Origin of the sequence: Enterobacter sp. 118C5 (genome assembly GCF_034107645.1) — a bacterium.
In the GTDB taxonomy this organism is placed as follows: domain Bacteria; phylum Pseudomonadota; class Gammaproteobacteria; order Enterobacterales; family Enterobacteriaceae; genus Enterobacter; species Enterobacter nematophilus.
Genome location: NZ_JAWNEU010000001.1, coordinates 931,757 through 958,289, shown reverse-complemented (window position 1 = coordinate 958,289; position 26,533 = coordinate 931,757). Strand labels below are relative to the sequence as shown.

General features: G+C 55.8%; 28 protein-coding genes and 2 tRNA genes. 11 read left to right on the top strand and 19 right to left on the bottom strand.

Annotated elements, in window-relative coordinates; all coding sequences use genetic code 11:
- Positions 1 to 27: 27 nt before the first annotated feature.
- Positions 28 to 168, bottom strand: a complete 141-nt coding sequence (locus UTO39_RS04500; RefSeq protein WP_061098445.1) for a hypothetical protein — start codon at positions 166 to 168, stop codon at positions 28 to 30.
- A gap of 125 nt (positions 169 to 293) precedes the next feature.
- Between UTO39_RS04500 and UTO39_RS04495 the strand changes: the two genes are divergently transcribed.
- Together UTO39_RS04495 and UTO39_RS04490 are read left to right on the top strand one after the other, a co-directional pair.
- Positions 294 to 1,076 carry an MBL fold metallo-hydrolase gene (locus UTO39_RS04495; RefSeq protein WP_320726581.1) on the top strand — a complete coding sequence of 261 codons (783 nt, stop codon included), beginning with the start codon at positions 294 to 296 and terminating at the stop codon, positions 1,074 to 1,076.
- A 72-nt stretch (positions 1,077 to 1,148) separates the two neighbouring features.
- On the top strand, positions 1,149 to 1,784 hold the full coding sequence (locus UTO39_RS04490; protein WP_320726580.1) for a carbonic anhydrase: 636 nt from the start codon (positions 1,149 to 1,151) through the stop codon (positions 1,782 to 1,784).
- 28 nt (positions 1,785 to 1,812) lie between these two features.
- Here the strand turns inward: UTO39_RS04490 and UTO39_RS04485 are convergent, their stop codons facing one another.
- From UTO39_RS04485 to mdtK, 4 genes are all read right to left on the bottom strand, one after another.
- Entirely contained in the window at positions 1,813 to 3,408 is a 1,596-nt protein-coding gene (locus tag UTO39_RS04485) for an FAD-NAD(P)-binding protein (RefSeq protein ID WP_320726579.1), read from the bottom strand.
- Between the two features lie 118 nt (positions 3,409 to 3,526).
- Positions 3,527 to 3,603: transfer RNA gene (locus tag UTO39_RS04480), tRNA-Val, on the bottom strand.
- Between the two features lie 4 nt (positions 3,604 to 3,607).
- Positions 3,608 to 3,684 (bottom strand) — tRNA-Val (locus UTO39_RS04475).
- A 153-nt stretch (positions 3,685 to 3,837) separates the two neighbouring features.
- Positions 3,838 to 5,211, bottom strand: a complete 1,374-nt coding sequence (gene mdtK, locus UTO39_RS04470) for an MdtK family multidrug efflux MATE transporter (protein WP_320726578.1) — start codon at positions 5,209 to 5,211, stop codon at positions 3,838 to 3,840.
- Between the two features lie 225 nt (positions 5,212 to 5,436).
- Between mdtK and UTO39_RS04465 the strand changes: the two genes are divergently transcribed.
- Positions 5,437 to 6,078 (top strand): riboflavin synthase, encoded by a 642-nt coding sequence (locus UTO39_RS04465; protein WP_061098440.1) that lies wholly within the window; start codon positions 5,437 to 5,439, stop codon positions 6,076 to 6,078.
- Between the two features lie 31 nt (positions 6,079 to 6,109).
- Here UTO39_RS04465 and cfa read toward each other — a convergent pair whose 3' ends face one another.
- Together cfa and punC are read right to left on the bottom strand one after the other, a co-directional pair.
- Complete coding sequence (cfa, locus tag UTO39_RS04460) at positions 6,110 to 7,258, bottom strand: cyclopropane fatty acyl phospholipid synthase (protein WP_320726577.1); 1,149 nt, start codon at positions 7,256 to 7,258, stop codon at positions 6,110 to 6,112.
- Positions 7,259 to 7,556: 298 nt separating this feature from the next.
- On the bottom strand, positions 7,557 to 8,756 hold the full coding sequence (gene punC / locus UTO39_RS04455) for a purine nucleoside transporter PunC (protein WP_151413256.1): 1,200 nt from the start codon (positions 8,754 to 8,756) through the stop codon (positions 7,557 to 7,559).
- A gap of 114 nt (positions 8,757 to 8,870) precedes the next feature.
- On the opposite strand from punC, the gene punR reads away from it, so the two are divergent.
- Positions 8,871 to 9,782, top strand: a complete 912-nt coding sequence (gene punR / locus UTO39_RS04450; protein ID WP_253541701.1) for a DNA-binding transcriptional activator PunR — start codon at positions 8,871 to 8,873, stop codon at positions 9,780 to 9,782.
- Between the two features lie 17 nt (positions 9,783 to 9,799).
- Here the strand turns inward: punR and purR are convergent, their stop codons facing one another.
- A complete protein-coding gene (gene purR / locus UTO39_RS04445) occupies positions 9,800 to 10,825 on the bottom strand; it encodes an HTH-type transcriptional repressor PurR (protein WP_320726576.1) in 1,026 nt (341 codons plus the stop codon).
- Between the two features lie 297 nt (positions 10,826 to 11,122).
- Here purR and UTO39_RS04440 point away from each other — a divergent pair, with 297 nt between their 5' ends.
- The gene (locus UTO39_RS04440) at positions 11,123 to 11,212 is read left to right on the top strand and encodes a YnhF family membrane protein (protein WP_020688313.1); all 90 of its coding nucleotides are present in this window, start codon (positions 11,123 to 11,125) and stop codon (positions 11,210 to 11,212) included.
- A gap of 163 nt (positions 11,213 to 11,375) precedes the next feature.
- Positions 11,376 to 12,542, top strand: a complete 1,167-nt coding sequence (locus UTO39_RS04435; RefSeq protein WP_320726575.1) for an MFS transporter — start codon at positions 11,376 to 11,378, stop codon at positions 12,540 to 12,542.
- A 37-nt stretch (positions 12,543 to 12,579) separates the two neighbouring features.
- On the opposite strand, the gene sodB is transcribed toward UTO39_RS04435, so the two are convergent.
- Positions 12,580 to 13,161 carry a superoxide dismutase [Fe] gene (gene sodB / locus UTO39_RS04430; protein ID WP_061098434.1) on the bottom strand — a complete coding sequence of 194 codons (582 nt, stop codon included), beginning with the start codon at positions 13,159 to 13,161 and terminating at the stop codon, positions 12,580 to 12,582.
- Between the two features lie 122 nt (positions 13,162 to 13,283).
- Positions 13,284 to 14,057: a C40 family peptidase gene (locus tag UTO39_RS04425; protein ID WP_061098433.1), complete on the bottom strand. Its 774-nt coding sequence runs from the start codon at positions 14,055 to 14,057 to the stop codon at positions 13,284 to 13,286.
- A gap of 338 nt (positions 14,058 to 14,395) precedes the next feature.
- On the opposite strand from UTO39_RS04425, the gene grxD reads away from it, so the two are divergent.
- Positions 14,396 to 14,743 carry a monothiol glutaredoxin 4 gene (grxD, locus tag UTO39_RS04420; RefSeq protein WP_003832760.1) on the top strand — a complete coding sequence of 116 codons (348 nt, stop codon included), beginning with the start codon at positions 14,396 to 14,398 and terminating at the stop codon, positions 14,741 to 14,743.
- A 43-nt stretch (positions 14,744 to 14,786) separates the two neighbouring features.
- Here grxD and rnt read toward each other — a convergent pair whose 3' ends face one another.
- From rnt to eptA, 5 genes are all read right to left on the bottom strand, one after another.
- Positions 14,787 to 15,437, bottom strand: coding sequence for a ribonuclease T (rnt, locus tag UTO39_RS04415; RefSeq protein ID WP_061098432.1), 651 nt, complete (start codon positions 15,435 to 15,437; stop codon positions 14,787 to 14,789).
- A gap of 95 nt (positions 15,438 to 15,532) precedes the next feature.
- The gene (gene gloA, locus UTO39_RS04410) at positions 15,533 to 15,940 is read right to left on the bottom strand and encodes a lactoylglutathione lyase (RefSeq protein ID WP_013096923.1); all 408 of its coding nucleotides are present in this window, start codon (positions 15,938 to 15,940) and stop codon (positions 15,533 to 15,535) included.
- Between the two features lie 100 nt (positions 15,941 to 16,040).
- Entirely contained in the window at positions 16,041 to 17,138 is a 1,098-nt protein-coding gene (locus UTO39_RS04405) for an alkene reductase (protein WP_061098431.1), read from the bottom strand.
- A 53-nt stretch (positions 17,139 to 17,191) separates the two neighbouring features.
- Positions 17,192 to 17,791, bottom strand: coding sequence for a TetR/AcrR family transcriptional regulator (locus UTO39_RS04400; RefSeq protein WP_059355233.1), 600 nt, complete (start codon positions 17,789 to 17,791; stop codon positions 17,192 to 17,194).
- Between the two features lie 41 nt (positions 17,792 to 17,832).
- Positions 17,833 to 19,458 carry a phosphoethanolamine transferase EptA gene (gene eptA / locus UTO39_RS04395; RefSeq protein ID WP_320726574.1) on the bottom strand — a complete coding sequence of 542 codons (1,626 nt, stop codon included), beginning with the start codon at positions 19,456 to 19,458 and terminating at the stop codon, positions 17,833 to 17,835.
- 148 nt (positions 19,459 to 19,606) lie between these two features.
- Between eptA and UTO39_RS04390 the strand changes: the two genes are divergently transcribed.
- The 3 genes from UTO39_RS04390 (at position 19,607) to sodC (ending at position 21,390) form a co-directional block, all read left to right on the top strand.
- Positions 19,607 to 19,846: a DUF1289 domain-containing protein gene (locus UTO39_RS04390; protein ID WP_061098428.1), complete on the top strand. Its 240-nt coding sequence runs from the start codon at positions 19,607 to 19,609 to the stop codon at positions 19,844 to 19,846.
- Positions 19,847 to 19,894: 48 nt separating this feature from the next.
- A complete protein-coding gene (locus UTO39_RS04385) occupies positions 19,895 to 20,791 on the top strand; it encodes an aldo/keto reductase family oxidoreductase (RefSeq protein WP_266178193.1) in 897 nt (298 codons plus the stop codon).
- Positions 20,792 to 20,871: 80 nt separating this feature from the next.
- On the top strand, positions 20,872 to 21,390 hold the full coding sequence (gene sodC / locus UTO39_RS04380; RefSeq protein ID WP_061098426.1) for a superoxide dismutase [Cu-Zn] SodC: 519 nt from the start codon (positions 20,872 to 20,874) through the stop codon (positions 21,388 to 21,390).
- On the opposite strand, the gene UTO39_RS04375 is transcribed toward sodC, so the two are convergent.
- From UTO39_RS04375 to UTO39_RS04365, 3 genes are read right to left on the bottom strand one after another with little or no spacing between them, the layout of a single operon-like run.
- A complete protein-coding gene (locus tag UTO39_RS04375; protein ID WP_320726573.1) occupies positions 21,369 to 23,402 on the bottom strand; it encodes an FUSC family protein in 2,034 nt (677 codons plus the stop codon). The genes sodC and UTO39_RS04375 overlap by 22 nt on opposite strands.
- Positions 23,402 to 24,262 (bottom strand): HlyD family secretion protein, encoded by an 861-nt coding sequence (locus UTO39_RS04370; RefSeq protein ID WP_320726572.1) that lies wholly within the window; start codon positions 24,260 to 24,262, stop codon positions 23,402 to 23,404. Before UTO39_RS04370 ends, UTO39_RS04375 begins: the two co-directional genes overlap by 1 nt.
- Before the next feature lie 2 nt (positions 24,263 to 24,264).
- Positions 24,265 to 24,501, bottom strand: coding sequence for a DUF1656 domain-containing protein (locus tag UTO39_RS04365; RefSeq protein ID WP_061098423.1), 237 nt, complete (start codon positions 24,499 to 24,501; stop codon positions 24,265 to 24,267).
- Positions 24,502 to 24,687: 186 nt separating this feature from the next.
- On the opposite strand from UTO39_RS04365, the gene slyA reads away from it, so the two are divergent.
- Positions 24,688 to 25,128, top strand: coding sequence for a transcriptional regulator SlyA (gene slyA / locus UTO39_RS04360; protein WP_021241135.1), 441 nt, complete (start codon positions 24,688 to 24,690; stop codon positions 25,126 to 25,128).
- Positions 25,129 to 25,165: 37 nt separating this feature from the next.
- On the opposite strand, the gene UTO39_RS04355 is transcribed toward slyA, so the two are convergent.
- The gene (locus tag UTO39_RS04355) at positions 25,166 to 26,527 is read right to left on the bottom strand and encodes a GGDEF domain-containing protein (RefSeq protein ID WP_320726571.1); all 1,362 of its coding nucleotides are present in this window, start codon (positions 26,525 to 26,527) and stop codon (positions 25,166 to 25,168) included.
- Between the last annotated feature and the right edge of the window lie 6 nt (positions 26,528 to 26,533).

Sequence of the window (26,533 nt, the reverse complement as noted above, 5' to 3'; positions counted from 1 at the left end):
AAGCACCGGTTTACCGGTGCTTTTTTATCAAATCTTGCAGGCATCACCGCAGTCGTCGTCGGCAACAACCGCCTGCGCTTTCTTGTCCGCGTCGTCCAGACGTTCCGCGTTACGCTCTTCCGCTTCATCCAGTCCGTTAAAAACTAAGTTATCGAGATCAATTTCCATGTTGCACCTGCTCTGTTCGGTTTTTGATACTGGCACAGTATAGGGTAAAAAACGCCGGCAATGTACCTCGCAGCACATAAGGATAATCCCTGCCATACTCAGTGCTTTATCACCGAGGAGCGCTCATGATTACACTCTGTAAAACCTGCGGTACCTCCTATGACGGAAAGCCGGAGAGATGTCCGATTTGCGAGGACGAACGCCAGTATGTCCCTGCCAGCGGTCAGGCGTGGATTGATTACGCGACGGTGACGGCCACGCACGCGAACAAATGGCAGCAGCTGGAGCCCGCGCTGTTCAGTATCAAAACGGTACCGTCCTTTGCAATTAGCCAGCGAGCGCTGCTCCTGCGCACTCCACACGGCAATATTCTGTGGGACTGCATTGCCAACCTTGATCCCGCAACCCAAACGCTCATCACCGCGCTCGGTGGCCTTCACGCCATTGCGATTTCGCATCCGCACTATTACACCACGATGCAGGAGTGGGCCGCGGCTTTCGATGCGCCGGTCTATCTGCACGCCAGCGACCGCGAATGGGTGATGCGCAACAGCCCGGCGATTCACTTCTGGGATGGCGATGCGCTGGAGATTATGCCCTCGGCCACGCTGCTGCGTCTCGGCGGCCATTTTGCGGGCGGAACGGTGCTGCACTGGCAGGAGGGCGAGGGCGTTTTGCTGGCGGGGGATATTTTGCAGGTCACGCCGGGGAAAGATGCCGTGTCGTTTATGTGGAGCTACCCGAATATGCTCCCGCTGCCTGCCCGTACGGTTGAGGACGTTACCCGGCGCCTGGCGGGAAGATCGTTCGCCCGTCTTTACGGCGCGTTTGAAGGGCAGAACATCCCGGCGAACGCCGACGACATCGTGCAGCGGTCGGGCCAGAAATATATTGCTTGTCTCAGGTAAAGTACGGTGGGTAAACTTTACGAGTGTGATCGCGATCATACCTAAACGAAAACAGATAAAAGAGAAATTGCTATGCAACATATCATTGAAGGTTTTCTCAGCTTTCAAAAAGAGATTTTCCCGCAACGTAAAGAGCTCTTTCGCAGTTTAGCGTCCAGCCAGAATCCCAAAGCGCTGTTCATCTCCTGCTCCGACAGCCGTCTGGTTCCTGAACTGGTCACCCAGCAAGAGCCGGGACAGCTTTTTGTCATTCGTAATGCTGGCAACATTGTTCCGCCTTTCGGGCCGGAGCCGGGCGGCGTCTCCGCAACTATCGAGTACGCGGTGCTGGCGCTGGGCGTGACCGACATCGTGATCTGCGGCCACTCCAACTGCGGCGCGATGAAGGCGATTGCCGATAACGCCAACCTGGAGCCGATGCCTGCCGTATCGCACTGGCTGCGCTATTCCGACGCGGCAAAGGCCGTGGTAGAGAAGAAAAGCTGGGACACGCCTATCGATAAAGTAAATGCGATGGTGCAGGAGAACGTGTTTGCGCAGCTGAGCAACATCAAGACCCACCCGTCCGTCGCGGTGGGCCTGCGTAATAACTCCATCCGACTGCACGGTTGGGTATACGACATTGAAAGCGGCAAAATCCTTGCCCTGGATAAGAACACCAAAACGTTCGTATCGCTGTCGGAAAACCCGGAGGTCTTCTTCGAGTAATCACCGATAGCAGGGCATGGAAGCCCTGTCAGTTCTCCACGTACGGTAACCGACGCCGTCTCCCCGAAGCAGGTTTTTCAGCCGCCTTCGCCATCGCCTCTGCAATCTCCGCACACTCCGCCAGCCCCTGAACGAAGGGACGATCGTGCATTAGCCACGGTATTGCGCCGAAAGCGATGCGCCCGCGAACCGTTTCAGGCGCTTTAAGCGTGTAATCCTCGCCAACGTCGGGTATCTCGTCGCCCGTCTCTGCCAGCTGTTTACGCAGTGTCGGAAAAGGCAGGTCCTTTGTTTTGAGCGGCTTTTGTCCGCGCGCATCAATAAACACGTCGAAACGATAAACGGTCTCATTGGTGGTAATGACCGTCCGATCGCTGCCGGCATCAAGCGTGTAATCATCGCCGAGCGCCGCTACGCTAATGATGCCGGCCTCGCGAAGCGCAAGCAGCCTGCGGATAGACTGCGGCGGGATGGCGGCATAGTTGTCGATAAACACGCGGGCGAGGCCCTGCTTAAAGCGCTCTCTGTCCTCTTCGTTGAGGTGGGGCACAATCTCCTGAACCACCTCATGCAGCCGAAGGACGGTATAGCGCCAGGCCACGGTGCGCCGTTCGCGTTTGTTGCGCTCAACCTCGCTGAGGTTCTCTTCCGCCCAGGTAAAGGGCCCGTGCCGCTTACGATCCTCAAACCACGCCTCACGAAGGCTGTCGGCATCCTGGTTACGCAGAGAAATTTTCTCGCACCACGCCGGGTCGGCGAGCTCGAGCTCTTTCACCATCAGGGAAAATATGCGGTCAAGCAGGCCGTCCGATCCTTTGGCTATCTCGCTTTCAACCACGAATTCGGTCAATACCGACAGCGGCTCATAAGGGATAGGGCAGTAAAAATCGGCTTCCGGCAGAATGCCCGTTCGTGACATCAGCGTAATGTTTAACCCTTCGCTGCCCTTGTCGAGGATGAATTTACCGTCACGAAACTCACCGTGCTGCATCACCACCGCCATAGCCGCGTCCAGACCGCTCAACGAGGTTCCCATAATGCCCACGCGGCAAGGGGGAATGCTGGCGTCCATCAACCCCGACCACGGGCTGGGGAAGAACGTGCGCGTGGCTTCCTCCTCATCCGGCCAGACATGGCCGGTGGCGATCACCGCCAGGTCGAACCGATCGGCCAAGGTGGTGTCGTTGACGGAAAGGGTGACGCCGGTTGTCGAGGGGATGATGTCCGTTACCTTTGCCGATTCATGAACCGTCACCTGGAACCCCAGCTTTTTTGCCTCTTTCACGATTGAACGAAAGCTGTCGCGAAAATACTCTCCCAGCAGGAGCCTCGGCAGGAACTGCCGGTCATGCAGGCGGGCTTTATCAACCTTAAAGCGCGCCAGATGGGCGTCGCTCTGTTCTTTAAGCCAGTCGAGGTAGGTCATAAAAATGGGCGGGATTTCAATGCTCGCAATGTTCGCCAGCATCAGCCGGGAATTATCGTCGTCGTTATAGGGCATGCCCACGCCGGCTTCATCGGCCTGTTCGAAGATGGATACGGAGAGCGGAGTGCTGTTATTTAGCAGATGATAAAAGGTGTAAATCCCTGTGGGGCCGGAGCCGATAATCGCGATATTCTTCATTGACGCGCTTCCTGTTTTTTTTCCATAAGAAAAGCGTAGCAGGAGAATAATGATGAAAATAAGGGATTAAGAAAATTCAGGCTAACAGGAGAGAATTTGCACCATTTCAGGACTGAAATGGTGCGTCCGAGTGGACTCGAACCACCGACCCCCACCATGTCAAGGTGGTGCTCTAACCAACTGAGCTACGGACGCAGAATGGTGCGTTCAATTGGACTCGAACCAACGACCCCCACCATGTCAAGGTGGTGCTCTAACCAACTGAGCTATGAACGCAACGTGTTGTGGATGACAACGGGGACGAATATTAGCGGCACAGCACCGAGGTGGCAAGAGGGAAAATGCATTTTTCTCTCTGATTTCACGCGATTGCTTCATTACCGCGCAAAGTGAAGAGAAAGTAGCCGCCAGCGGGCGGCTACTGCATATTTAACGCGCAGCGCGCTGCAAAATTACCGTTGACGGCTGGCGCTGCAGGAAGCGCATGCGCAGCATCATCATGATCGCCGCCGACGTCAGTCCGATGATAAAGCCCATCCAGAATCCGGCTGGCCCCATACGATCAACGACCAGATCGGTCAGCGCCAACACGTAGCCAGCCGGCAGACCCAGCACCCAGTAGGCGATAAAGGTAATAAAGAAGATCGAACGCGTGTCTTTATATCCGCGCAATACGCCGCTGCCAATCACCTGGATGGAGTCAGAAATCTGATACACCGCAGCCAGCAGCATCAGGTGCGAGGCCAGCGCCACCACGTCCGGGTTGTCGTTATAGAGCAGGGCGATCTGCTCGCGCAGCGCCACCGTAAACAGCGCCGTGCAGATGGCCATACAGACGCCGACGCCCAGCCCGGTACGCGCGGCCGTTTGCGCATCCAGGGTGGAGCCCTGTCCCAGGCGGAAGCCAACGCGAATCGTCACCGCCGCCGCGAGCGACATCGGCAGGACGAACATCAGGGAGCTAAAGTTGAGCGCAATCTGATGTCCGGCGACGTTAACAATCCCCAGCGGGGAGACCAGCAGGGCAACCACGGCAAAGAGCGTCACCTCAAAGAACAGGGCCAGCGCGATCGGCAAGCCTAGCTGTACCAGACGCGTCATGATGCTCCAGTCCGGCGTGCTGAATCTGTTTGCGTTGCGAATATCGCGCATTGAACGGGCGCGTTTCACATAGGCGATCATACTGAAGAACATTACCCAGTAAACCGCAGCCGTCGCCACACCGCAGCCGACGCCGCCCAGCTCCGGCATGCCGAAATGACCGTAGATAAAGACATAGTTCACCGGAATATTCACCAGCAGGCCGATAAAACCCATCACCATGCCGGGCTTGGTTTTCGCCAGCCCTTCACACTGGTTACGTGCAACCTGGAAGAAGAGGTAGCCGGGCGCACCCCAGAGCAGGGCGCGCAGATAGCCCACGGCTTTATCTGCCAGCGCCGGGTCAATATTGTGCATAGCGCGGATGATATGGCCCGCGTTCCAGAGCACGACCATAATCAGCACGGAAACAAACCCTGCCAGCCAGAAACCCTGGCGGACCTGATGGGCAATACGCTCGCGACGACCCGAGCCATTAAGCTGAGCGATAACCGGCGTGAGGGCGAGCAGCAGACCGTGGCCGAACAGGATGGCCGGCAGCCAGATTGACGTGCCGATGGCAACGGCCGCCATATCGGTGGCGCTGTAGCCACCCGCCATTACCGTATCCACAAATCCCATTGCGGTCTGGGCCACCTGCGCGACGATCACTGGTATAGCCAGTGCCAATAACTGGCGCGCTTCATTCATGTACTTCTGCACGTGAACACCTTTATTTTGTAGTTATATGAGAGACTAAAAAAGCCGCCGTAACTGGCAGCAAGAAGAAAATGCAGGGGGGTGCCAGCTATTGTAGCGGGCTTTAGCTATTTATCTAGTGAAAAAATCGCCAGAAAATGCGCTCCGCTGGCAACCTGTTTTTCCAACTGTTATTGTGGTGGGATTAAACGGTGTCACCACCGTCCGGAAAAAACAGGAGTTGTAAGCATGTTTACTGGTATTGTGCAGGGCACCGCCAAAGTGGTGTCCATTGATGAAAAACCTAATTTTCGTACTCATGTTGTAGAGCTGCCGGAATATATGCTTGATGGCATTGAAACCGGCGCCTCGGTTGCCCATAACGGCTGCTGCCTGACCGTCACCGAAATTAATGGCAACCAGATTAGCTTTGATTTAATGAAAGAGACGCTGCGTATTACCAACCTGGGCGAGCTGGTGGTAGGGGACACCGTCAACGTTGAGCGGGCGGCGAAGTTCAGCGATGAGATTGGCGGCCATCTGATGTCCGGGCACATCATGACCACCGCGGAAGTGGCGAAAATCGTGACGTCGGAAAATAACCGTCAAATCTGGTTTAAAGTGCAGGATCCGTCATTAATGAAATACATCCTCTATAAAGGGTTTATTGGCATTGATGGGATTAGTCTGACGGTGGGAGAAGTGACGCCAACCCGTTTTTGCGTGCATTTAATTCCCGAGACGCTGCAGCGCACCACGCTGGGTTCGAAAAAACTGGGGCATCGCGTGAATATCGAAATCGATCCGCAAACCCAGGCGGTTGTCGATACCGTTGAGCGCGTGCTGGCCGCAAAAGAAGCCGCAATAATTAACGCTGTAGAAGAAGAATAAAAAATAACCCCGGCTGTCCGGGGTTATTTTTTTAGCGTGCGACCCGCAGGCCGTGTTCAATCCCACGGCTGAAAACAACCTGCCAGAGCTGAATATCGCGCGCGCGAAACGCCCCCGCGCAGGCATTCAGATAATAGCTAAACATCCGCTTGAATCGTTCAGAATAGTTGTCCGCAATTTCAGGCCAGGCTTCCTGAAAACGTGCATGCCACGCCATTAACGTGGTGTCATAATCCGCGCCGAAGTTATGCCAGTCTTCCATCACGAAATGGGATTCGCTGGCGTTGGCAATCTGGCGTACGGACGGTAAACAGCCATTCGGAAAGATGTATTTGTTGATCCACGGGTCGACGTTATTGTCGGTCCGCTTAGAGCCGATGGTGTGCAGCAGGAAGATGCCGTCCGGTTTCAGATTACGGTCCACCACCTCGAAATAGGTATCGTAGTTTTTCGGCCCGACGTGCTCAAACATGCCCACGGAAACGATGCGGTCAAACTGTTCGTTCAGGTCACGGTAATCCTGCAGCCGGATATCAACATCCAGCCCCTGGCAGCGTGCCTGGGCCATTTTTTGCTGTTCAGCGGAAATGGTGACGCCGACGACGCTGACGCCGTAGTGCTTCGCCATAAAATAGGCCAGCCCGCCCCAGCCGCAGCCGATATCCAGCACGCGCATACCGGGCTGAAGCTGCAATTTCTCGCTAATCAGGCGCAGCTTGGCCTGCTGAGCCTCTTCAAGCGTCGACGACTCTTTCCAGTAGGCGCAGGAGTATTGCATGAAGGGGTCCAGCATGCGGCTGAACAGATCGTTGCCGAGATCGTAATGCTCTTTGCCGACGATCCAGGCGCGTTTTTTACTTTGCAGGTTAAACAGACGGGCAGAGGCGACACGCAGGGTGTCTTTTAGATTGCGGGGGAGCTGTTTTTCCAGACCGGCACGCAGCACGCTGGCGAAGAAGGTATCCAGCCGTTCGCACTCCCACCAGCCGTCCATATAGCTTTCTCCCAGGCCTAACGATCCTTCCCGCAACACGCGTTTAAAAAAATCGGGATGTTTAACCTGAGGATCGGAGGGGGATGAGCCATTAATTGTAATGCCCGCACGTCCCAACAGTTCACTGACGATCCGGGACCAGTTATCGTCCGGAACGCTGACTTCTTCTATACACGATGAACTCATAGCTTCTCCATCACCCTACTGTGATCAGAACCTTAAAACAGCGTAGACGCTTTTTTTGGTTTGTGAGAAATCTCACGGTAAATACCGCGAGGCTAGTATCCGACGTAGAACAGAGGAAGGGAGATAACCCTTGCCGAAATGCCTTCCATGGTAAAACGGGAGCGCTCCGGCTCCCGTTAACACTTAATATTTATCGTATTTAATCGAGCCAAATTTAGTATAGGCCTCAAAATTTGGTGATTCAATAGAAAATGCTTAGCAACCTAATCACTGAAAATTAACATAGTTTCTGACGCGATTAGGCATGCGAGGTTTCCACCTGCGTGCTCTTATCCTGCGCGCGCTGCGCGGCGGCCTGCATGCGATAACCCAACGCCGCCAGCGCAACGGTGACCAGCATCACGCTGGTCGTCGTCAGCAGCGGCGTGGCAATCAGCGCGGAGACTACCAGGCTTGCCAGGAAGCACAGCCCCAGCTGCAGGGTGTTCTGCAGCGCAGCCGCGCGGCCTGTCGCCTGCGGGAACGGACGCAGCGCCTGCGCCACAACGATAGGGTAAATCGCCCCGTTCGCGATGGCCATCACGCAGAATGGAATCAATATTTCGGCCAGACCCGCGCCCGGAATAAAGCCAACGGCCCAGGTGCCGATGACGCTCAGCGCATAGAGCACCAGCAGCCACGGCAGCATCTGCTGACCTTCCCATTTTTGCAGCGCCGCGCGACAGCCGTAACCGCCTACCAGGAACGCGATGGTCTGCGGAACGTAGCTTAGGCCAATGGCCGCCGGGCTGTAGCCCATATCGTGCAGAATAAAGGGCGACCCGGTCAGCCACGCGAAGAAGCTCGCCGAGCAGGCGGCATAGATCAGAACGTTGCCGCGATACGCCTTAGCGCTCAGCAGGGAGGTGAAGGTAATCGGCTTCGCGTCTGCGTGCGCCTCTTTTTTATGCGCGGGCTTGAGGGCGAACGCCGGCAGCATCAGCACCAGCGTAATGGCAAACAGCGTGGCGAAGATGGCCTGCCAGTCGAAATGCGCGAGGATCCAGCTGCCCAGCAGCGGGGCGAGAGCCGGTGAGAGCCCCACCAGCGGCATAATGGTGGCGAAAATACGGTTTGTGCGGTTTGCCGGGTAGTAGTCGGTGACCAGCGCCTGCCAGGTCACGGCCGCGGCACAGACGCCGACCGCCTGAACAAACCGCAGCACCAGCAGCCAGGTGGCATCGCGCACCCATAGCATCCCCAGGCAGCCCACGGCAAAAATGGCCAGCCCCAGCAGCAACACCGGTTTACGCCCAAAGCGATCCGAAAGCGGTCCCCAGAGCAGCTGCGCGAAGGCAAAACCGGCGAGGAACAAACTCAGGCTGGCGCTGATGGCGGCGGCAGGGGTTTGCAAATCTTCCTGCATGGCGGCGAAAGCCGGCAGGTACATATCGGTGGCCAAAAAGCCCAGCACGCTTAAGCCGCCGAGCCAGACTAAAAAACCTTTCCTGGGTTGCACTGTTTTATTCTCCTGAGGAGGCAGGTATACGTTGGCGCTGAGTGTAGGGAGTGCAAAGACGCTTGTGAAACGCTAATATTTGGCGGGTGCATTCAAATTTTTTGCAGGCAGAAAATGTGGTCAGATTATTCTCTTGAAGTGGTCGATGCTGTCGCGCGTAACGGCAGCTTTAGCGGGGCGGCGCAGGAGTTGCACCGCGTCCCTTCGGCCATCAGCTACACGGTGCGACAGCTTGAGGAGTGGCTGGCGGTTCCGCTGTTTGAACGGCGGCATCGCGATGTGGAATTAACGCCCGCAGGGGCGTGGTTTTTGAAGGAAGGGCGTTCTGTTATCAAAAAAATGCAGATCACCCGCGAGCAGTGCCAGCAGATCGCGAACGGCTGGCGGGGACACCTTTCCATCGCGGTGGATAACATCGTTAAGCCCGAACGCACCCGGCAGATGATTGTCGATTTCTACCGTCATTTTTCTGACGTCGAGCTGCGCGTCTCGCAGGAGGTATTCAACGGCGTCTGGGATGCGCTGGCGGACGGCAGGGCAGAGATGGCGATTGGTGCGACCCAGGCGATCCCGGTCGGTGGACGTTACGCCTTTCGCGATATGGGCATGCTGAGCTGGAAATGCGTGGTGGCAAGCGATCATCCGCTGGCGAAGATGGAAGGGCCGCTGAGCGACGATACGCTGCGCAGCTGGCCGTCGCTGGTGCTGGAGGATACCTCCCGCTCGCTGCCCAAGCGTATTACCTGGCTTTTAGATAACCAGCGGCGGGTGGTGGCCCCTGACTGGGAATCGTCGGCGACGTGCCTCAGCGCCGGGCTCTGCGTTGCGATGGTGCCCGTTCATTTTGCGCGTCCGCGCATCGACACCGGCGAGTGGGTTGAGCTGACGCTGGAGAATCCGTTCCCGGATGCGGCCTGCTGCCTCACCTGGCAACAAAATGATGTCTCGCCCGCCATGGCCTGGCTTCTGGAATATCTGGGGGACAGCGAAACGCTTAACCGGGAGTGGCTGCGGGAGCCAGACTGACTGGCTCCGCAATGAGATTAACGACGATAGTCGCGGAACGGACCATCCGCAACGGAACGGCGTTCGATGAGGCGAGGGTGAACTTCAATGGACTGCGACTCTTCACGCTTGTTGACGATCCTGTCCAGCAGCATATTGAAGGCGGTTTCACCCAGCGAATCTTTCGGCTGGTGAATGGTGGTCAACGCTGGCGTGAAGAAGCGCGCGTTGCGCACGTTGTCATACCCGATTACGGAAATATCCTGCGGGACGCGCAGGCCCAGCTCGTCGGCAGCGCAGAGCGCGCCCATTGCCATGATGTCCCCCCCGCAGAAGACGGCGGTTGGACGGTGCGGCTGAGAGACGATCTGCTGCATCGCGCGGTAGCCTGATTCCGGCTCAAAGTCACCCTGCACGATCCAGTTTTCCGGCACGGAAATCAGCGCTTCTTCCATCGCTTTCATAAAGCCGGCCAGGCGGCCCGCGCCGGTGTTGCGTTCCAGCGGACCCGGGATCACGCCAATCTCGCGGTGGCCGCGTTCGATCAGATAACGGCCCGCCATATAACCGCCTTCGAAGGCGTTATCGATAACCGAATCGGTGAAATCCGCGCGCGCTTCGCCCCAGTCCATCACCACCATAGGGATATGGCGATACTCTTCCAGCATCGACAGCACGGATTCCGGGTACTCAGAGCACATCACCAGCAGGCCATCCACGCGCTTTTGCGCCATCATCGACAGGTAGGCGCGCTGTTTTTCAATGCTGTTCCAGGCGTTGCCGAGAATCAGGGTATAGCCTTTCTGGAAGCAGTTTTTCTCTACCGCTTCAATGATCTCGGCAAAATAGGCCGCTTCGCTGCTGGTCGCCAGCAGACCAATAGACTTGGTGTGGTTAACCTTAAGGCTGCGCGCAACCGCGCTCGGGGAGTAGTGCAGCTCTTTGATTGCTGCCCAGACGGCGTTGCGCGTCTCTTCCGCCACAAAGCGGGTTTTGTTAATTACATGTGATACGGTTGTAGTGGAAACGTTTGCGCGTTTTGCTACGTCTTTAATTGTTGCCATTAAATGTCACTCCAGACCATATCCTAAGCTCCTGAAAAACTTGAAGGTAAACGTTTGCCTTCTCTCACCCTTATCACGCAATTTTGGATTGCGGCACGCCGGGAAAACGACACGGGACGTCAGGAGGGGGTCAATGGCCGGTACGCTAATAAATTTAGCGTGGAATTTTGGCCTATCTTGATGAAAAGGGGAAGAGGTAAAGTGTTTATCAGCTTAAATCATGGAAGATTTTTGACGTAAACTGTGCAAAAATGAGCAAGCTCACTTTTCGTGGGGGGATTAAAAGGAGAAAAATTGATGAGTTCCGATCTGAAGTTTTCGCTGTTCACCACCGTTATTGTGCTGGCGCTGATTGTGGCGGCTGGCCTGACGGCTGCGCTGCACTGATTTACGCGGGGGGAGAGCCTTCTCCCTCCCGAACGTCCCGATTGTTACTTCCCTGGCAAAAATCTTTTGCCATTTTGTTAACTTCTCATTTTTTGTGATTGATGTCATGCTTTCCGCTTCTTTGTTCTGTGTCACTACATGACACGGCATCCGGAGTTGACGCATGAAAATCAATTTTCCCCTGCTGGCCCTGGCGATTGGCGCTTTTGGGATTGGCACCACTGAATTCTCCCCGATGGGGTTACTGCCTGTCATCGCCCGGGGCGTGGACGTCTCGATCCCGGCCGCCGGGATGTTAATCAGCGCCTACGCCATCGGCGTGATGGTGGGGGCGCCGCTGATGACGCTTCTGCTTTCGCACCGCGCGCGCCGCAATGCGCTGATTTTCCTGATGGCGATTTTCACCCTGGGCAACGTGCTTTCGGCCATTTCGCCGGACTACACTACCCTGATGCTGTCGCGCATTCTGACCAGCCTCAACCACGGCGCGTTCTTTGGGCTGGGCTCGGTCGTGGCCGCAAGCGTGGTGCCAAAACACAAGCAGGCAAGCGCCGTGGCGACCATGTTTATGGGGCTGACGATTGCCAACATCGGCGGCGTACCGGCGGCGACATGGCTGGGTGAAGCGATCGGCTGGCGGATGTCTTTCCTGGCAACGGCCGGGCTGGGCGTGGTCGCGATGGTGGCGTTGTTCTTCTCCCTGCCGAAAGGCAGCGCCGGAGAACGTCCGGAAGTGCGTAAAGAGCTGGCGGTGCTGATGCGCCCGCAGGTACTCTTCGCGCTGCTCACCACGGTGCTGGGGGCAGGGGCAATGTTTACCCTCTACACCTATATTTCACCGGTGCTGCACGATATCACCCACGCAACGCCTCTCTTCGTTACCGCGATGCTGGTGCTGATTGGCGTCGGCTTCTCGATTGGCAACTATCTCGGCGGAAAATTTGCCGACCGTTCCGTGAGCGGCACGCTGAAGGGCTTTTTAACCCTGCTGATTGTCATTATGGTCGCTATCCCGTGGCTGGCGCGGAATGAGTTCGGCGCGGCGATTGCGATGGTCGTCTGGGGAGCCGCTACCTTTGCCGTGGTGCCGCCGCTGCAGATGCGCGTGATGCGCGTCGCCCATGAGGCGCCGGGCCTCTCGTCTTCCGTAAATATCGGGGCGTTCAATCTCGGCAATGCGCTGGGTGCCGCCGCCGGAGGCGCCGTGATTTCAGGCGGTCTGGGGTACAGTTTTGTGCCGGTGATGGGGGCGATTATTGCCGCGCTTGGCCTGCTGCTGGTGATGATGTCCGGCCGTAAACAGCCTGAAGCGGTTTGCACGGCTGAATAAGCAAAAACGCAGAAGGGTTACCCCTTCTGCGTGTCTCTTACGCGGCGAAGTTCTTCGCGACAAAGTCCCAGTTAACCAGTGCCCAGAAGTGCTCCAGGTAGTTCGGGCGCGCGTTGCGGTAATCAATGTAGTAAGCATGCTCCCACACGTCCACGGTCATCAGCGGCGTAGCGCTGGTGGTCAGCGGGGTGCCCGCGTTAGAGGTGGACACGATAGCCAGTTTGCCATCCGCCTCTTTTACCAGCCACGTCCAGCCAGAACCGAAGTTTTTGATGGCTGCATCGGTAAACTTCGCTTTAAACTCCGCAAAGCTGCCAAAGGCGGCGTTGATGGCGGCTGCCAGTTCACCGGCAGGTTCGCCGCCGGCATTCGGCGCCAGGCAGTGCCAGTAGAAAGTGTGGTTCCACACCTGAGCCGCGTTGTTAAAAACGCCACCCTCTGAGCTGCGAACGATCTCTTCCAGCGTTTTGCCTTCAAAACCGGTGCCCTTGATGAGGTTGTTCAGGTTAGTGACGTACGTCTGATGATGCTTGCCGTAGTGATATTCCAGGGTTTCCGCAGAAATATGCGGTGCCAGGGCGTCTTTTGCATACGGTAGTGCAGGTAATTCGAACGACATTGCTTCTCTCCTTATTGTATTTTGTGTTGCCAATAACCCTACAGACAACAAGGACAGGATAGCAAATTGAAAGGGTATGCAAAAGAGGAACTTACCCTGCCGCCGATGCGGCAGGGCAGGGATTAACGAATGGTTTTTGGCGTCATGACGCGACGCGCGCCAACGTAGTGACGTACCCAGTAATCTTCGCTGAGCGAGGTGATCTGAATGTCCTGACCGCTGCGCGGAGACTGGATGAATTTCCCGTTGCCGACATAGACGCCCACATGGTCAGCCGTACCGCGACCCTGCGTGCGGAAGAAGACCAGATCGCCGTTTTCCAGCTCACCCCGGTTAACCGGCGACGCATCACGCAGGTGATACATCTCATTGGCGGTACGTGGAATACGGAATTTAACCAGATCTTTATAGGCGTAATAGACGAGGCCGCTGCAGTCGAAACCGGTACGCGGCGAACTTCCGCCCCAGCGATAAGGTTTGCCAATCTGCCCCATCAGTTTATTCATCGCGGTTTTTTGCGCTTTTTGCACACGCACTTTATGCACGTCCGCCAGTTTCGTTACCTTCGTGCATTTTGCTTTATGGCCTTTACGGGTAATGCATTTTTCTGTAACGAGGTTAGCGGCGGTCTGCGAAGCTTTATTTTTGGCGGTGCGGGTAGTGCGGGAAGATTTTGTTTTCGTTTTGCTGGAAGCGGTTTGTTTAGTCTGAGCGGTAGATTTTTTCTTGACGTTCTTCGTGGTGGTTTTTTTCTTACGTTCTGTGGCTTTTACCAGATGGCTTTTTTGTACAGCAGATTGCCGCGCCTGCTGAGAGGCGTTTGCCGCTGGCGTTAACGTGAGTGATGTAAACAGTAAAGCACAGAGCGTGATCGAGATTTTAGTTATCCGCGCCACTGGGCAGTCCCCTGATATATGCAGGTCATCAATAATACCCGCGTGTGATTTACAAAGCCCGTCGATTCTAATCCATAAAAACCCGAGAAGTTAATAGCATTTTTCAATCTAAAAACGTGTTTCGTTAGCAAGTGCAAAAAAATTCATCGTTCTGTCGCACAATTGTTCACTCCCTAAGCAAAACCCTGACGGGCGAAGGGGTAAACGTCATTTGCAATGCAACTTTTGTGGAGTCGGGGTAAAATATATAAACGTGACGAAAATGTTATTTTCCGATGCCAGCCTGACCCGCTACAATGTCAGACTACTGCCGTAACAGAAGTTAAAGGAAGCAAGACATGAGCACCACTATTGAAAAAATCCAGCGCCAGATCGCTGAAAACCCGATTCTGCTGTATATGAAAGGTTCTCCGAAGCTGCCAAGCTGCGGCTTCTCCGCGCAAGCGGTTCAGGCGCTGTCAGCCTGTGGTGAGCGTTTTGCTTACGTTGATATCCTGCAGAACCCGGACATCCGCGCTGAGCTGCCAAAATACGCTAACTGGCCGACCTTCCCGCAGCTGTGGGTAGACGGCGAGCTGGTGGGCGGCTGCGATATCCTAATTGAGATGTATCAGCGCGGCGAACTGCAGCAGCTGATCAAAGAGACGGCGGCGAAGTACAAAACCGAAGAGCCGGACGCTGAGTAATTATCTGCGTTAATAAAAAAGCGACCTGATAAGGTCGCTTTTTTTATTCTTCACTGTCGCCCATCGGCAGCGGCCAGCCGCCCAGACGCTTCCAGCGGTTGACGATCTCACAGAACAGCTCCGCGGTGCGCTCCGTGTCGTATAAGGCGGAGTGCGCCTGGGTGCCGTCAAACGGTATACCTGCCGTAATGCAGGCTTTGGATAACACCGTTTGTCCCAGCGCCAGGCCGCTCAGCGCGGCGGTGTCGAAGGTCACGAACGGGTGGAAAGGGTTGCGTTTAAGCGACGCGCGTTCGGCTGCGGCCATGGTAAAGCTGTGATCGAAGGTGGCGTTATGGGCTACCATGATGGCGCGGCTGCAGTTGCTCTCTTTCATGCCTTTACGCACCATTTTAAAAATGGCGTGCAGCGCATCATATTCACTGACTGCACCGCGCAGCGGGTTATGCGGATCGATACCGTTAAACGCCAGCGCCTCCGGCTGTAAGTTTGCCCCTTCGAAAGGTTCAACGTGGAAATGCAGCGTGGTGTCCGGTGTAAGCCAGCCCTGTTCATCCATCTTCAGCGTGATGGCGGCAATTTCGAGCAGCGCATCGGTTTTAGCGTTAAATCCGGCTGTTTCTACATCAATGACAACGGGATAAAAACCACGAAAACGGTCGCACAGACCGCTAAATTGAGCGTTATCGGACATCAGGGTCTCTTACAAGGGGAAAAAGCAGTGCGCATTATGGCAAATTTTGCAGGGTGATGCAGTAAAACTACGGGCGCATGTTGCGCCCTGAGGGATCAGTTGCCCAGACCGCGACCCGCGTCTTTGGCTTCAATCAGCTCGATCTTGTAACCGTCCGGATCTTCAACAAACGCAATCACGGTGGTGCCGCCTTTTACCGGGCCGGCTTCGCGCGTGACGTTACCGCCGTTGCTGCGGATGCGTTCACACGCTTCGGCAGCGTTGTCCACTTCCAGCGCGATATGGCCGTAGGCCGTACCCAGCTCATAGCTGTCCACGCCCCAGTTATAGGTCAGTTCGATGACCGCTTCATCCGTTTCCGGGCCGTAACCCACGAACGCCAGCGAGTATTTGTATTCCGGGTTTTCGCTGGTGCGCAGCAGCTTCATGCCCAGGACGTTAGTGTAGAAATCGATAGAACGTTGCAGATCGCCAACGCGCAGCATGGTGTGAAGTAGGCGCATAATTTCCTCATTAACCAATGGAGTAGAGTATCTTTTTGAACAGAAACGATGTTTTAGTATAGCGGCGAAGTGTCGCCGCTATCAATGAACAATGGCGAGATTACAGAGAAGGGTAGTCGGTGTAGCCTTCCGCGCCGCCGCCGTAGAAGCTCTCAGGACGCTGCGGGTTCAGGGCCGCTTTCTGCTGCAGACGCGCAACCAGATCCGGGTTGGCAATATAGTCGCGGCCAAACGCCACGGCGTCGATCAGCCCTTTATTCATCAGGTCTTCGGCTTTCTCCGGAGTATAAGCACCCGCACCGATGATCACTCCGTGGAAGCGCTCGCGCACTTTCTGACGGAAGGCTTCCGTATAAGGCTTACCGCCGGCCCAGTCCGGCTCGGACATGTGCAGATAGGCAATGCCGCGTTTCGCCAGCTCTTCAATCAGATACAGCGCGTCCGCTTCTTCATTCGGACCGTTGTCAACGTTCTGGAACGTACCGATTGGGGAGACGCGGATACCGATACGGTCCGGGCTCCACTCCTGGCATACGGCGTCAACCACTTCCAGCACCAGGCGGGCGCGGTTTTCGACGCTGCCGCCGTACTGGTCGGTGCGATGGTTAGACGACGGTGACAGGAACTGGTGCAGCAGGTAACCGTGCGCGGAGTGCAGCTCAACCAGGTCAAAACCGGCTTCGCGGGCGTTGGCCACGGCCTGACGGAAATCGTTCACGATACCCGGGATCTCGTCCAGCTCCAGCGCGCGTGGCGTAGAGGTGTCGACGCGGATCGCGTTGCCGTTTTCATCGCGCAGGGAGGTGCGGGTGTTCGCGTTCAGGGCAGACGCTGAAACCGGCGCCTGACCGCCAGGCTGAATGCTGCTGTGGGAGATACGACCGGTATGCCACAGCTGGACCGCAATGCGGCCGTCTTCAGCGTGAACGCCCGCGGTGATTTTCTGCCATGCGGCGATCTGCTCCGGGCTGTGCAGCCCCGGCGCACCCGCATATCCTTTGGCCTGAGCAGAAATCTGCGTGGCTTCAGTGATGATCAGGCCAGAGCTGGCGCGCTGACGATAGTATTCACCCATCAGTGGGGTTGGGATATCACCCGGCTCAATGCTGCGCAGACGGGTAAGGGGAGCCATAAACACGCGGTTTGGCGCGGTGACGGCACCCACTTTTAAGGGGGTAAATAATTTTTCAGCTGACATAACGACTCCTGAGTAGACCAGTCGACTAGTAATAACGGAAATAAAAACGCCTGCTAAGCGCCAGGCGCAGTGATCGTACTTTTCACATGCGCCAGCGCGCTTTCGAGCGGCACGGCACTGCGAGAAATTTTAGCCTGCAGGTTGGCGCCTAACCAGAGGGAGTAGAGCACCTGAGCCTGCGTTAAGGGATCGCCGGGGAAGGCGAGCGTATTTTCTTCGCGCCCCTTCGCCAGCGCCTGCGCCAGCAGGGCGATAACGCCGCTGGCGCCTTTATCCATTGCCGTGCGCATATCTTCTGAGAGATCGCACACTTCGGCAGAGAGTTTAACCGTCAGGCATCCGCTGATAATGCCCTGCTGACAGAACTGGTTCAGCGTTTCCTGATAGTAGTTCAGAACACGATCCCGATAGTTACCTTCCCCCGTGGCGAAGTGGGTTGCGAGGCGCTGGTGGTAAGCAGCATAGTGCCGCTCCAGCATCGCCACGCCAAAAGCCTCTTTGGACCGGAAGTAGTGATAGAACGACCCCTTCGGTACCTCTGCGGTTTTTAATAGCTCGCTCAACCCCATACCGGTGAAGCCGCGGTGCATGCACAGCCGCTCGCCGGTCGCCAGGAGATGTTCGCGGGTATCGTGTTCAGTATTTCTGCTCATGGATTCACTCTAATAGACCGTTCGGTCTAATGCAAGCGCTGTTACCGGCGACACGCGTTCAGAATGTCCAGCTGTTGCTGATAAACGCTTGATTTAACGTCCATCATGCCCAGCACCGTCGAGAACAAATTGTCCTGCGAAACCGCATTTTTTGCTGCGTGGTCGCGTAAACACTGCTCGTTGATGCCAAAGTTCTTCGCATAGTCCGGGGAGAGCCAGAACATAAACGGAATGTGCGTCTGCTGCTCCGGCGCCAGCATGTACGGCGTGCCGTGCAGATAAATACCGCTCTCACCGAGCGATTCCCCGTGATCCGAGAGGTAGATCAGCGCGGTGTTCATGTTCGCCTGTCGAGCCTTCAGCGCGTCGATGGTTTTGCTGACCATGCTGTCGGTATACAGGATTGTATTGTCATAGGTGTTCATCAGCGCCTGATGATCGCAATCCTGAATCTCGTTGGTGTCGCAGGTTGGGGTGAATTTACGGAAATTATCCGGGTAACGGCGGTAGTACGCCGGACCGTGGCTGCCCATCAGGTGGATAACCAGCACCGTGTCCTGCTTCAGTCCGTCCAGCACGTTGTCCAGGCGGTAGAAGTTTACGTCATCAATACATGACTGGTCTTTGCAGAAATGGTCCAGCTTCCACTGCGTCATGTCGGTATGGGGAATACGATCGCAGGCGCCTTTACAGCCGCCGTCGTTGTCGCGCCACAGGAGGTTGAAACCCGCATGCTTGAGCACGTCGAGCAGCCCTTCCTGATGGTGCGCCAGATCGGCATCGTATTTGCTGCGCGTCATGCCGGAGAACATGCAGGGCACGGAAACGGCGGTTTCAGTCCCGCACGAGGAGGCCTGGGGGAAGTTGATCACATCCTGCTTTTTCAGCTCGGGGTTGGTTTCACGCCCGTAGCCATTGAGTGAGTAGTTCGCCGCGCGCGACGCTTCGCCGATGACCAGCACCAGAACGGTTTTCTTCTGCTGACCCGTAATCAGCGCGCCTTTGTGCGCATCTTCGCCAATCCGCACCAGCGTTTGATCGCCGGCAAACCAGCGCATCTTGCTGTATTTCACCACGGCGCTGACGTAGTTCGCCGGGGTGACCATTTTGACGATGCTTTTATTATTGCGGAACAGCGACGCGTAATCTTTATAAAACACCGCGGCGATAAGAATAACCACCAGCAGGGCACCGAGCATCGCGGCAACGCGCGTCAGCAGGGCGTACCACCATTTGCCGGTACGAATACGGGTCAGCGCCAGCACCAGGGATGGAACAAGACCGGCTATGACAATCCACAGAATCATCTGCGGGGTCACCAGCGCGGTGGCTTCCTGGGAGTTAGTTTCGAACACGTTCACAATCATGTTCTGATCGATGACCGCGCCGTAGGTAAACATAAAGTAAGTTGCCGCAGCGCACCCGACAGTTAAGACGATCATCAGCGGCTTGCGGATATACGGGATATTGAGCAGGCTAAATACAATGACCCAGCCACAAAACAGCACCACCGGCACGGATGCGGCGAAGAGAATGTCGTGCAGATGCGCAGGGGCAATAATGGCCCAGCTGCGCTGGATAAACAGCCCGTTAAGCAGAGTAAAAAAGAGTGCACAGCCCAGAGTAAATTTTATGTCGTTACACTGTAACTTTTTACTTAACCACATCGATCGTAAACCTGTCATTGTCATGATGTGGCGAGTATAGAGAGGGAAGATTAGTGAAACCTTAATGCCACAAAACTGTGGTAAAGCCCTTGCACACGGCGCTTTTAGCGTCTTCACTGTAGGTGAGAGCGGTTAACCGGAGGTGAGTGTGGCAGAGCAGCTGGAGTTTTTCCCCATCCAGAGCCCGTGCCGGGGGATTTGTCAGTCAGATGAACGCGGTTATTGCCGCGGGTGCATGCGTACCCGTGACGAGCGTTTTAACTGGCAAAGCTTCAGCGACACGCAAAAGCAGGAGGTGCTACGCCTCTGCAGACAGCGGCTTCTGCGCAAAATCCGCGCAAACAAAGCCGCTGAGACCGAAGAACCCCAGCAACCTTCACTGTTTTAATGCGGTAATTGCGTATACTCATGACATCACGTCCTTGAGGAAAATGTTATGGTTCAGCGAATTACCCTTGCCCCCCAGGGGCCAGAATTCTCCCGTTTTGTGATGGGCTACTGGCGCCTGATGGACTGGAATATGTCCCCCCTCCAGCTGGCAAGCTTTATTGAAGAGCATATCGATTTAGGGGTAACAACCGTCGATCATGCGGATATTTACGGTGGCTATCAGTGTGAAGCCGCCTTTGGCGAGGCGCTTAAGCTGGTTCCGGCACTCCGGGATCGCATGGAGATCGTCACGAAATGTGGTATTGCCACCACGGCCAAACCGGAGCATGCCCTCGGTCACTACATCACCGACAGCGCCCATATCATCAAGAGCGCCGAGCAGTCGCTGGTCAATCTGGCAACCGATCGTATCGACCTGCTGCTGATTCACCGTCCGGACCCGCTCATGGATGCCGACGAGGTGGCGGAAGCCTTCCTGAGCCTGCATCAGAGCGGGAAGGTGCGTCACTTCGGCGTCTCCAACTTTACCCCGGCCCAGTTTGCGCTGCTTCAGTCTCGTCTGCCGTTTACGCTCGCCACCAACCAGGTTGAGATCTCCCCGGTACACCAGCCGCTGCTGCTGGACGGTACGCTCGACCAGCTGCAGCAGCTGCGCATTCGCCCGATGGCCTGGTCGTGCCTCGGCGGAGGACGCCTGTTTAATGATGATGCGTTCCAGCCGCTGCGCAATGAGCTGGAAACCATCGCCCGCGAGCTGAACGCGGAGAGCATAGAGCAGGTGGTTTACGCCTGGATCCTGCGTCTGCCGTCAAAACCGCTGCCGATCATTGGCTCCGGGAAAATTGAACGCGTCCGTTCCGCACTGGTCGCCGAAGAGCTGCAGATGACCCGCCAGCAGTGGTTCCGCATCCGCAAGGCCGCGCTGGGTTACGACGTGCCATAAACCGCAAGAAGGTGACTTTCCGGTGAAATCTGTGCCTCTGGTATACACTTAAGGGGCAAAAAATAACCAGCGGAGGTCATATGAAGCGTTTTACTCTGGCATTGGTCACGCTGGTTGTTTGCGCAGGGGCGCAGGCAGCCAGCGACGAAGTAGAAATGAATCTCGTCACCTCACAGGGTGTGGGTCAGTCCATCGGGACGGTGAAAATCACTGAGACCGATAAAGGGCTGGAATTCGCACCCGATCTTAAAGCACTCCCGCCGGGCGAACACGGCTTCCACGTTCATGCCAAGGGGAGCTGTCAGCCAGCCATGAAAGAGGGTAAACCGTCGGCAGCGGAAGCAGCAGGGGGCCACCTCGATCCGCAGAATTCAGGTAAACATGAAGGGCCTGAAGGTATGGGACACCTGGGCGACTTGCCGGTGCTGGTGGTCAACAATGACGGTAAAGCCACGGATCCGGTCGTGGCTCCGCGGCTGAAAAAGCTGGATGAGGTCAAAGGCAAAGCGCTGATGATCCATGTGGGCGGCGATAACATGTCCGATCGGCCTAAACCGCTTGGCGGCGGCGGGGCGCGCTATGCCTGCGGCGTAATCTGATCCCCAATCGTTCCCGGCGGAGGCGCCTGTTCCAGCTGCGACAGCGAGCAGTGCAGGCGCCAGATTATCGAGGCCAAATCGCGGGCTGCGGGAAGATGGTGCCGTGCAAGGGTGTCGCAGATCCGCTGCAGTTCAGCCAGCGTGGCCTCAAGAGGCCGCTGCTGAACGCCGCGCTCGCTCATCACATCGCGTAGCAGAGAGATGCAAACATCACGTACCTGCGAGAGCGGATCGGATCGCGTTTCCCACGCGCGAAGCTGCCAGACCACGTGCGAGCAGTTCAACAGCACCACGCCCCAGCGCAGCAGCCAGCGTCGGGAGAGCGCGTCCTGGCTGTTATTTAACTGGCTGACGTGGTGATAAACCAGCGACTCATACTCGCTTTCTTGCAGATCCGGCTTGCGGCTGAGCTGGTCGACAAACCCTCTGCGCAATTCACGAATATGTCGACGGCTCTTGCGTGCGTCAGAGCCGGGACGTAACACCGCGAAGGCCAGCCACGCCAGACCCACGCCAAGGATTTTTGCCAGGTTGTCATTCAGAAAATCGGCGTAATCATACACCGGCGGATTCGTCACGGAGATAAACGAGCCCATAAAGACAATCAGCTGCCCCCACAGACCCGCCAGTTTCGGCATTTGCAGCTTAAGAAGCTGCATCGTAGTTAACAGCGGAAACAGGAACAGCAGAAACTGCCAGAGATCGCTTATCTGCACCATCAGACCAAACTTCACCACAAAACTGAACAGTGACAGCAAAACCAGCGTTCGCAGCAGCAGCGTAAGCGAGTTAAACGGTGAGGCCGCGACGGAGTAAAGCACGCAGCTGATAGCGGCAAGCGTTAAGGCCGCCGAACCGGACTCCCACTGCGTTGTGATGCTCCACGCCCCCACCAGCATCAGCGCGCAGAAGGTGCGAAAACCGCTCCAAAGCGCTTCCAGATAATCGGTGTGACGTGCGAGAGCCGGGCTGCCGGGAACGTTAAACTCCGTGACCGGGGTGGCATTCTCAACCGCCTTAATCCAGCGGCTGCTGCGCAGGTATAGCCGACAAAAGTAATTCAGCCGCTGCCAGAAGGCGCGATGGCGATAATCATACTCATCCACCGGGGCGAGCGGGGCGATGATCCTCGCGACGGTGTAGATGTCCGCATCCGGGCGCGCGAGCGCCGCGAGCAGGGTTTCGATTACGGCGCGGGTGTTTTCCGGCGGTGACGGCCAGTTGAGCAGCATCCGGCGCAGGCTGGAGATGGCGCTGGTCATGCGCAGCTGCTGGTGCAGCAAATAGTTAAGCAGCGTGTTCTGACGGCGAAAACGGTAATGGCTCCAGAACGCCTGAATACGCAACAGATTCATGGTCAGGATCTGCCCGATAACCTTTTCATGCGCGAGGCGGATGTCGTCGCTGGTATCCGGTTGCCACAGCAGGCTCGCGTGTTCCAGCAGCCGGGTATGCATGGTTTTCAGCGCAGTGATAAGCGCGGTGCCGTCGGAAGTGCTGGGCAGGACCATCATCATAAATCCGCCGCAGAGGATCCCGACAATCACTTCGCAGACGCGCGCCTGCGCGATATCCCATAGCTCGGTGGTGTCCAGCACGTTGACGACCGGGAAGGCGATAATGGCGGCGGTATAGCCCGCCAGCTGGAAAGCATAGGCCACGTTATTGGTGAAATGGGCGCAGGCCCAGGTACAGCAACCCAGCCATGCCGCCATGCTCAGCAGGAACAGCCACGGATCGTTCAGCGTGTGGCCCGCGATTATTAACGCCGCGGTGGCACCCAGCAGGCTACCTGCGATACGGCCAAGGCTTTTGCTGATCACCCCGCCAACGGTAGGGAAGCTTACCACCGCCGCAGAGGTCATCGCCCAGTAGGGCTCATCCAGGTTCAGGTAATAGGCGACGGTCAGCGCCAGGCACATGGCAATGCCGTTACGCAGCGCGTAGCGCCACTGGGGGCGCGTTGCTTTCATCCACGGCGTGTTTTGCCAGGAGAGCGCCTGTAGCTTCATTAACGGGTTCCGATGGAGACAGTGCAGGTGGTGCCGGAAACCAGCGTGATGTCCTCGGGTAAACGGTCAAACTCCACGCGCACAGGCACGCGTTGAGCCAGGCGCACCCACGGTACGTTCGGCTTGATGTCCGGCACCAGCCCGGAATCCGTTTCAACGCTTTGATCGTAAATGGCGCGGCCAATGCTGGAGACGTGACCCTGTAACTTTTGCGAGCCGCTGTAAAGCGTTATGGCGGCGGGTGCACCTTCACGTATATGACGAAGCTTGGTCTCTTCGAAATAGCCCACTACGTAGAAGGAGTGGCTATCGACGAGGGCAAAAACAGGCTGACCGGCGGTGGCATAATTCCCCACACGGGCGGAGAGGTTGGTCACCCATCCGTCGACGGGGGCGGTAACCACAGTTTGGGTAAGCTCCCACTGCGCCTGCTTCAGCGTCGCCTCAGCCACGTTGACGCTCGCCTGCATGGCTTTGACGTTGATATTGGCGGTATCTAAATCTTCCGCGGAGATGTAGTTTTTCGACAGGTGACGGCGGCGATTGGCCTCGTTATTGGCCTTCGCTAAGTCAGACTGGGCTTTTGCCAGCTGCGCCTGGGCGTTCAGAATCGCAATGTGGTACGGGGTGTCGTCGATGCGGAATAACACCTCTCCCTTTTTAACGAGCTGGTTATCCTTAACCAGCAGCGTTGTAATACTTCCCGACACCTGGGGGGTGATGCTGACCTGCTCAGCGCGAACTTTGCCGTCACGGGTCCAGGGGGACTGCATATAATAATTCCACAACCACCAGCCAGCGATCACGGCAAGGACAAGGACGAACAGGGTGGAAAAGTACTTCAGCGTTTTCAGAGGCATATTCACCACACGATCAGAACAGCAAGGCCCAGGCATACGGAGAGGGCAAACAGGGAAAGATCCATCAGCATGGGATGCCAGATTTCGCCGGAGTACATCCAGTCGCGAAGCAGGCGATGCGCGATGAGCCACAGAATAAAGCCCACCAGCACGGCTTTAAACAGAGGAGGAAAGTAGACTGACGCACCGAAGATCAGATCCTGAAGGGGTAAACCCTCTGGGCGATGAAAAAAGATCACAGGCAGAAATCCTTTGCAGTGAACAGAATGCCGCGTTGGCTTGTCTGAGTATGAAGAAGCATCACAAATCAGTGTAAGTCATACTTTTGAATTAGATGAATGCAGTATTGCATTTGTTTTGCCATTACAAATGCTGCACACTATTCTAAAATCAGTATAATAACTTAGCAAGCTAATTATAAGGAGATGAAATTGGAATCGCCATTAGGTTCTGATCTGGCAAGGTTGGTACGCGTCTGGCGTGCTCTGATTGACCATCGCCTGAAACCTCTGGAACTGACGCAGACGCATTGGGTCACGTTGCACAACATTCATCAGCTGCCGCCCGACCAGTCACAAATTCAACTGGCTAAAGCGATAGGCATTGAGCAACCGTCGCTGGTGCGCACGCTTGACCAACTGGAAGAGAAGGGACTTATCTCCCGGCAAACCTGCGCCAGCGATCGTCGCGCCAAGCGGATTAAGCTGACGGAGAAAGCGGCTCCCATCATCACTGAAATGGAAGCTGTAATTACCAAAACCCGCGGTGAAATCCTTTCAGGGGTTTCCCCGGCGGAGCTGGAAATGCTCATCAGCCTCATTGCGCGGCTTGAGCAAAACATCCATGAGCTACAGTCTCGCGACTGACCGGACAACAAGGCCTTGCATCCGCAAGGCCTTATTTTTACTTAAAGACAACGACGCGGTTACGGCCTGTCTCTTTCGCTTCATACATCGCCTTATCGGCATTTTCTACGCACGCTTCTGCGGAGACCGATGATGAGGTTGCCGTAAATACCCCCATGCTGATGGTAACCGGCTCCGGTAACTGACCCTCACTGCTGATTTTGTCAAAACTGCTCAGCTTCAACCGAATACGCTCTGCCACCTGGTAGGCGTCTTCGGCAGCGGTGTTTGCCAGCATCAGGACAAACTCTTCGCCGCCGATTCGCGCCGCGATATCCTGGGGGCGCACGGAATCCATCAGCAGATTAGAGACAAACTGCAATACTTTGTCTCCCTGAAGGTGTCCATAGTTGTCGTTGATGCGTTTGAAGCGATCGAGATCGCTGACGATAACCGAAACAGGGCGGCTGGAGGTGGCGATGTCCAGCGCCTGGTTTAACGATTCGTAAAAATAGCTGCGGTTATAAAGGCGCGTGAGCGGATCGCGAATCGAATTTTGGTACGACTGCTGATACTTTAAATGGGAATCACGGTATAACCTGAAGACATCGTAGAGCAGAACGAAAATAATCATCAGCGTCGCGAAGGTTTCAAATAGCCGGGCACGATACCACGATATATCTTCGGCGTGCCCGCCCACTAACAGCATAGAGAGCGTGACGACGTAGCAGATACACAGAAAATTACCTCCCACCCAGAAAAGATTGCGCACCCGCGTAATAAACATCAGCGTAGCTAATGTCACCACCCAGAGAACAATTAATGAAATATTAATACTGTGGCTCCAGAGAACCATAAACTGCCGCGTTTCATTATCGACCAGATCGAGGGATAAAAACGGGGAATGGCTGGAATAAATCCACGCAAGCATCACGCCACAGGCGGTAAAGAGAAATGCACCACTGACGATCGAGATATGCGCTAAGCGTGAAAAAGGCTGATTGCGGGAGGGATAGAGTAATGCCGAAGCGATCATCAGGACGGCCATTATGAGATGGCGGAACATATAGTAGATCATCGCATCGTTGTAGTTCGCGTCGTTAAACTGATAGAGGTTCAGCCATGCCGGAAAGCTGGTCAACGTTCCAACCATCAGTAATGCTGAACCGGAAAAGGCAAAGGAGATGACAATCAAATAAAGCCGTCTCTTATCACACCAGTATTTCATTGCCATAAAGCAGGCAATGAACAGGTGAAACACGAGTAAAAAAATGGTGAGCGTAGGGAACAAAAGGGGTGAGAAGGAGGGAACCCATTCCACCAGTTTCGCAAATAAAGCTTGTAGTATTCCGATGACGACAGCGCAACCGAAACAGAACGAGATATAACGACCTTTGACAGAACGACTATTCGCAAGCATATAAAG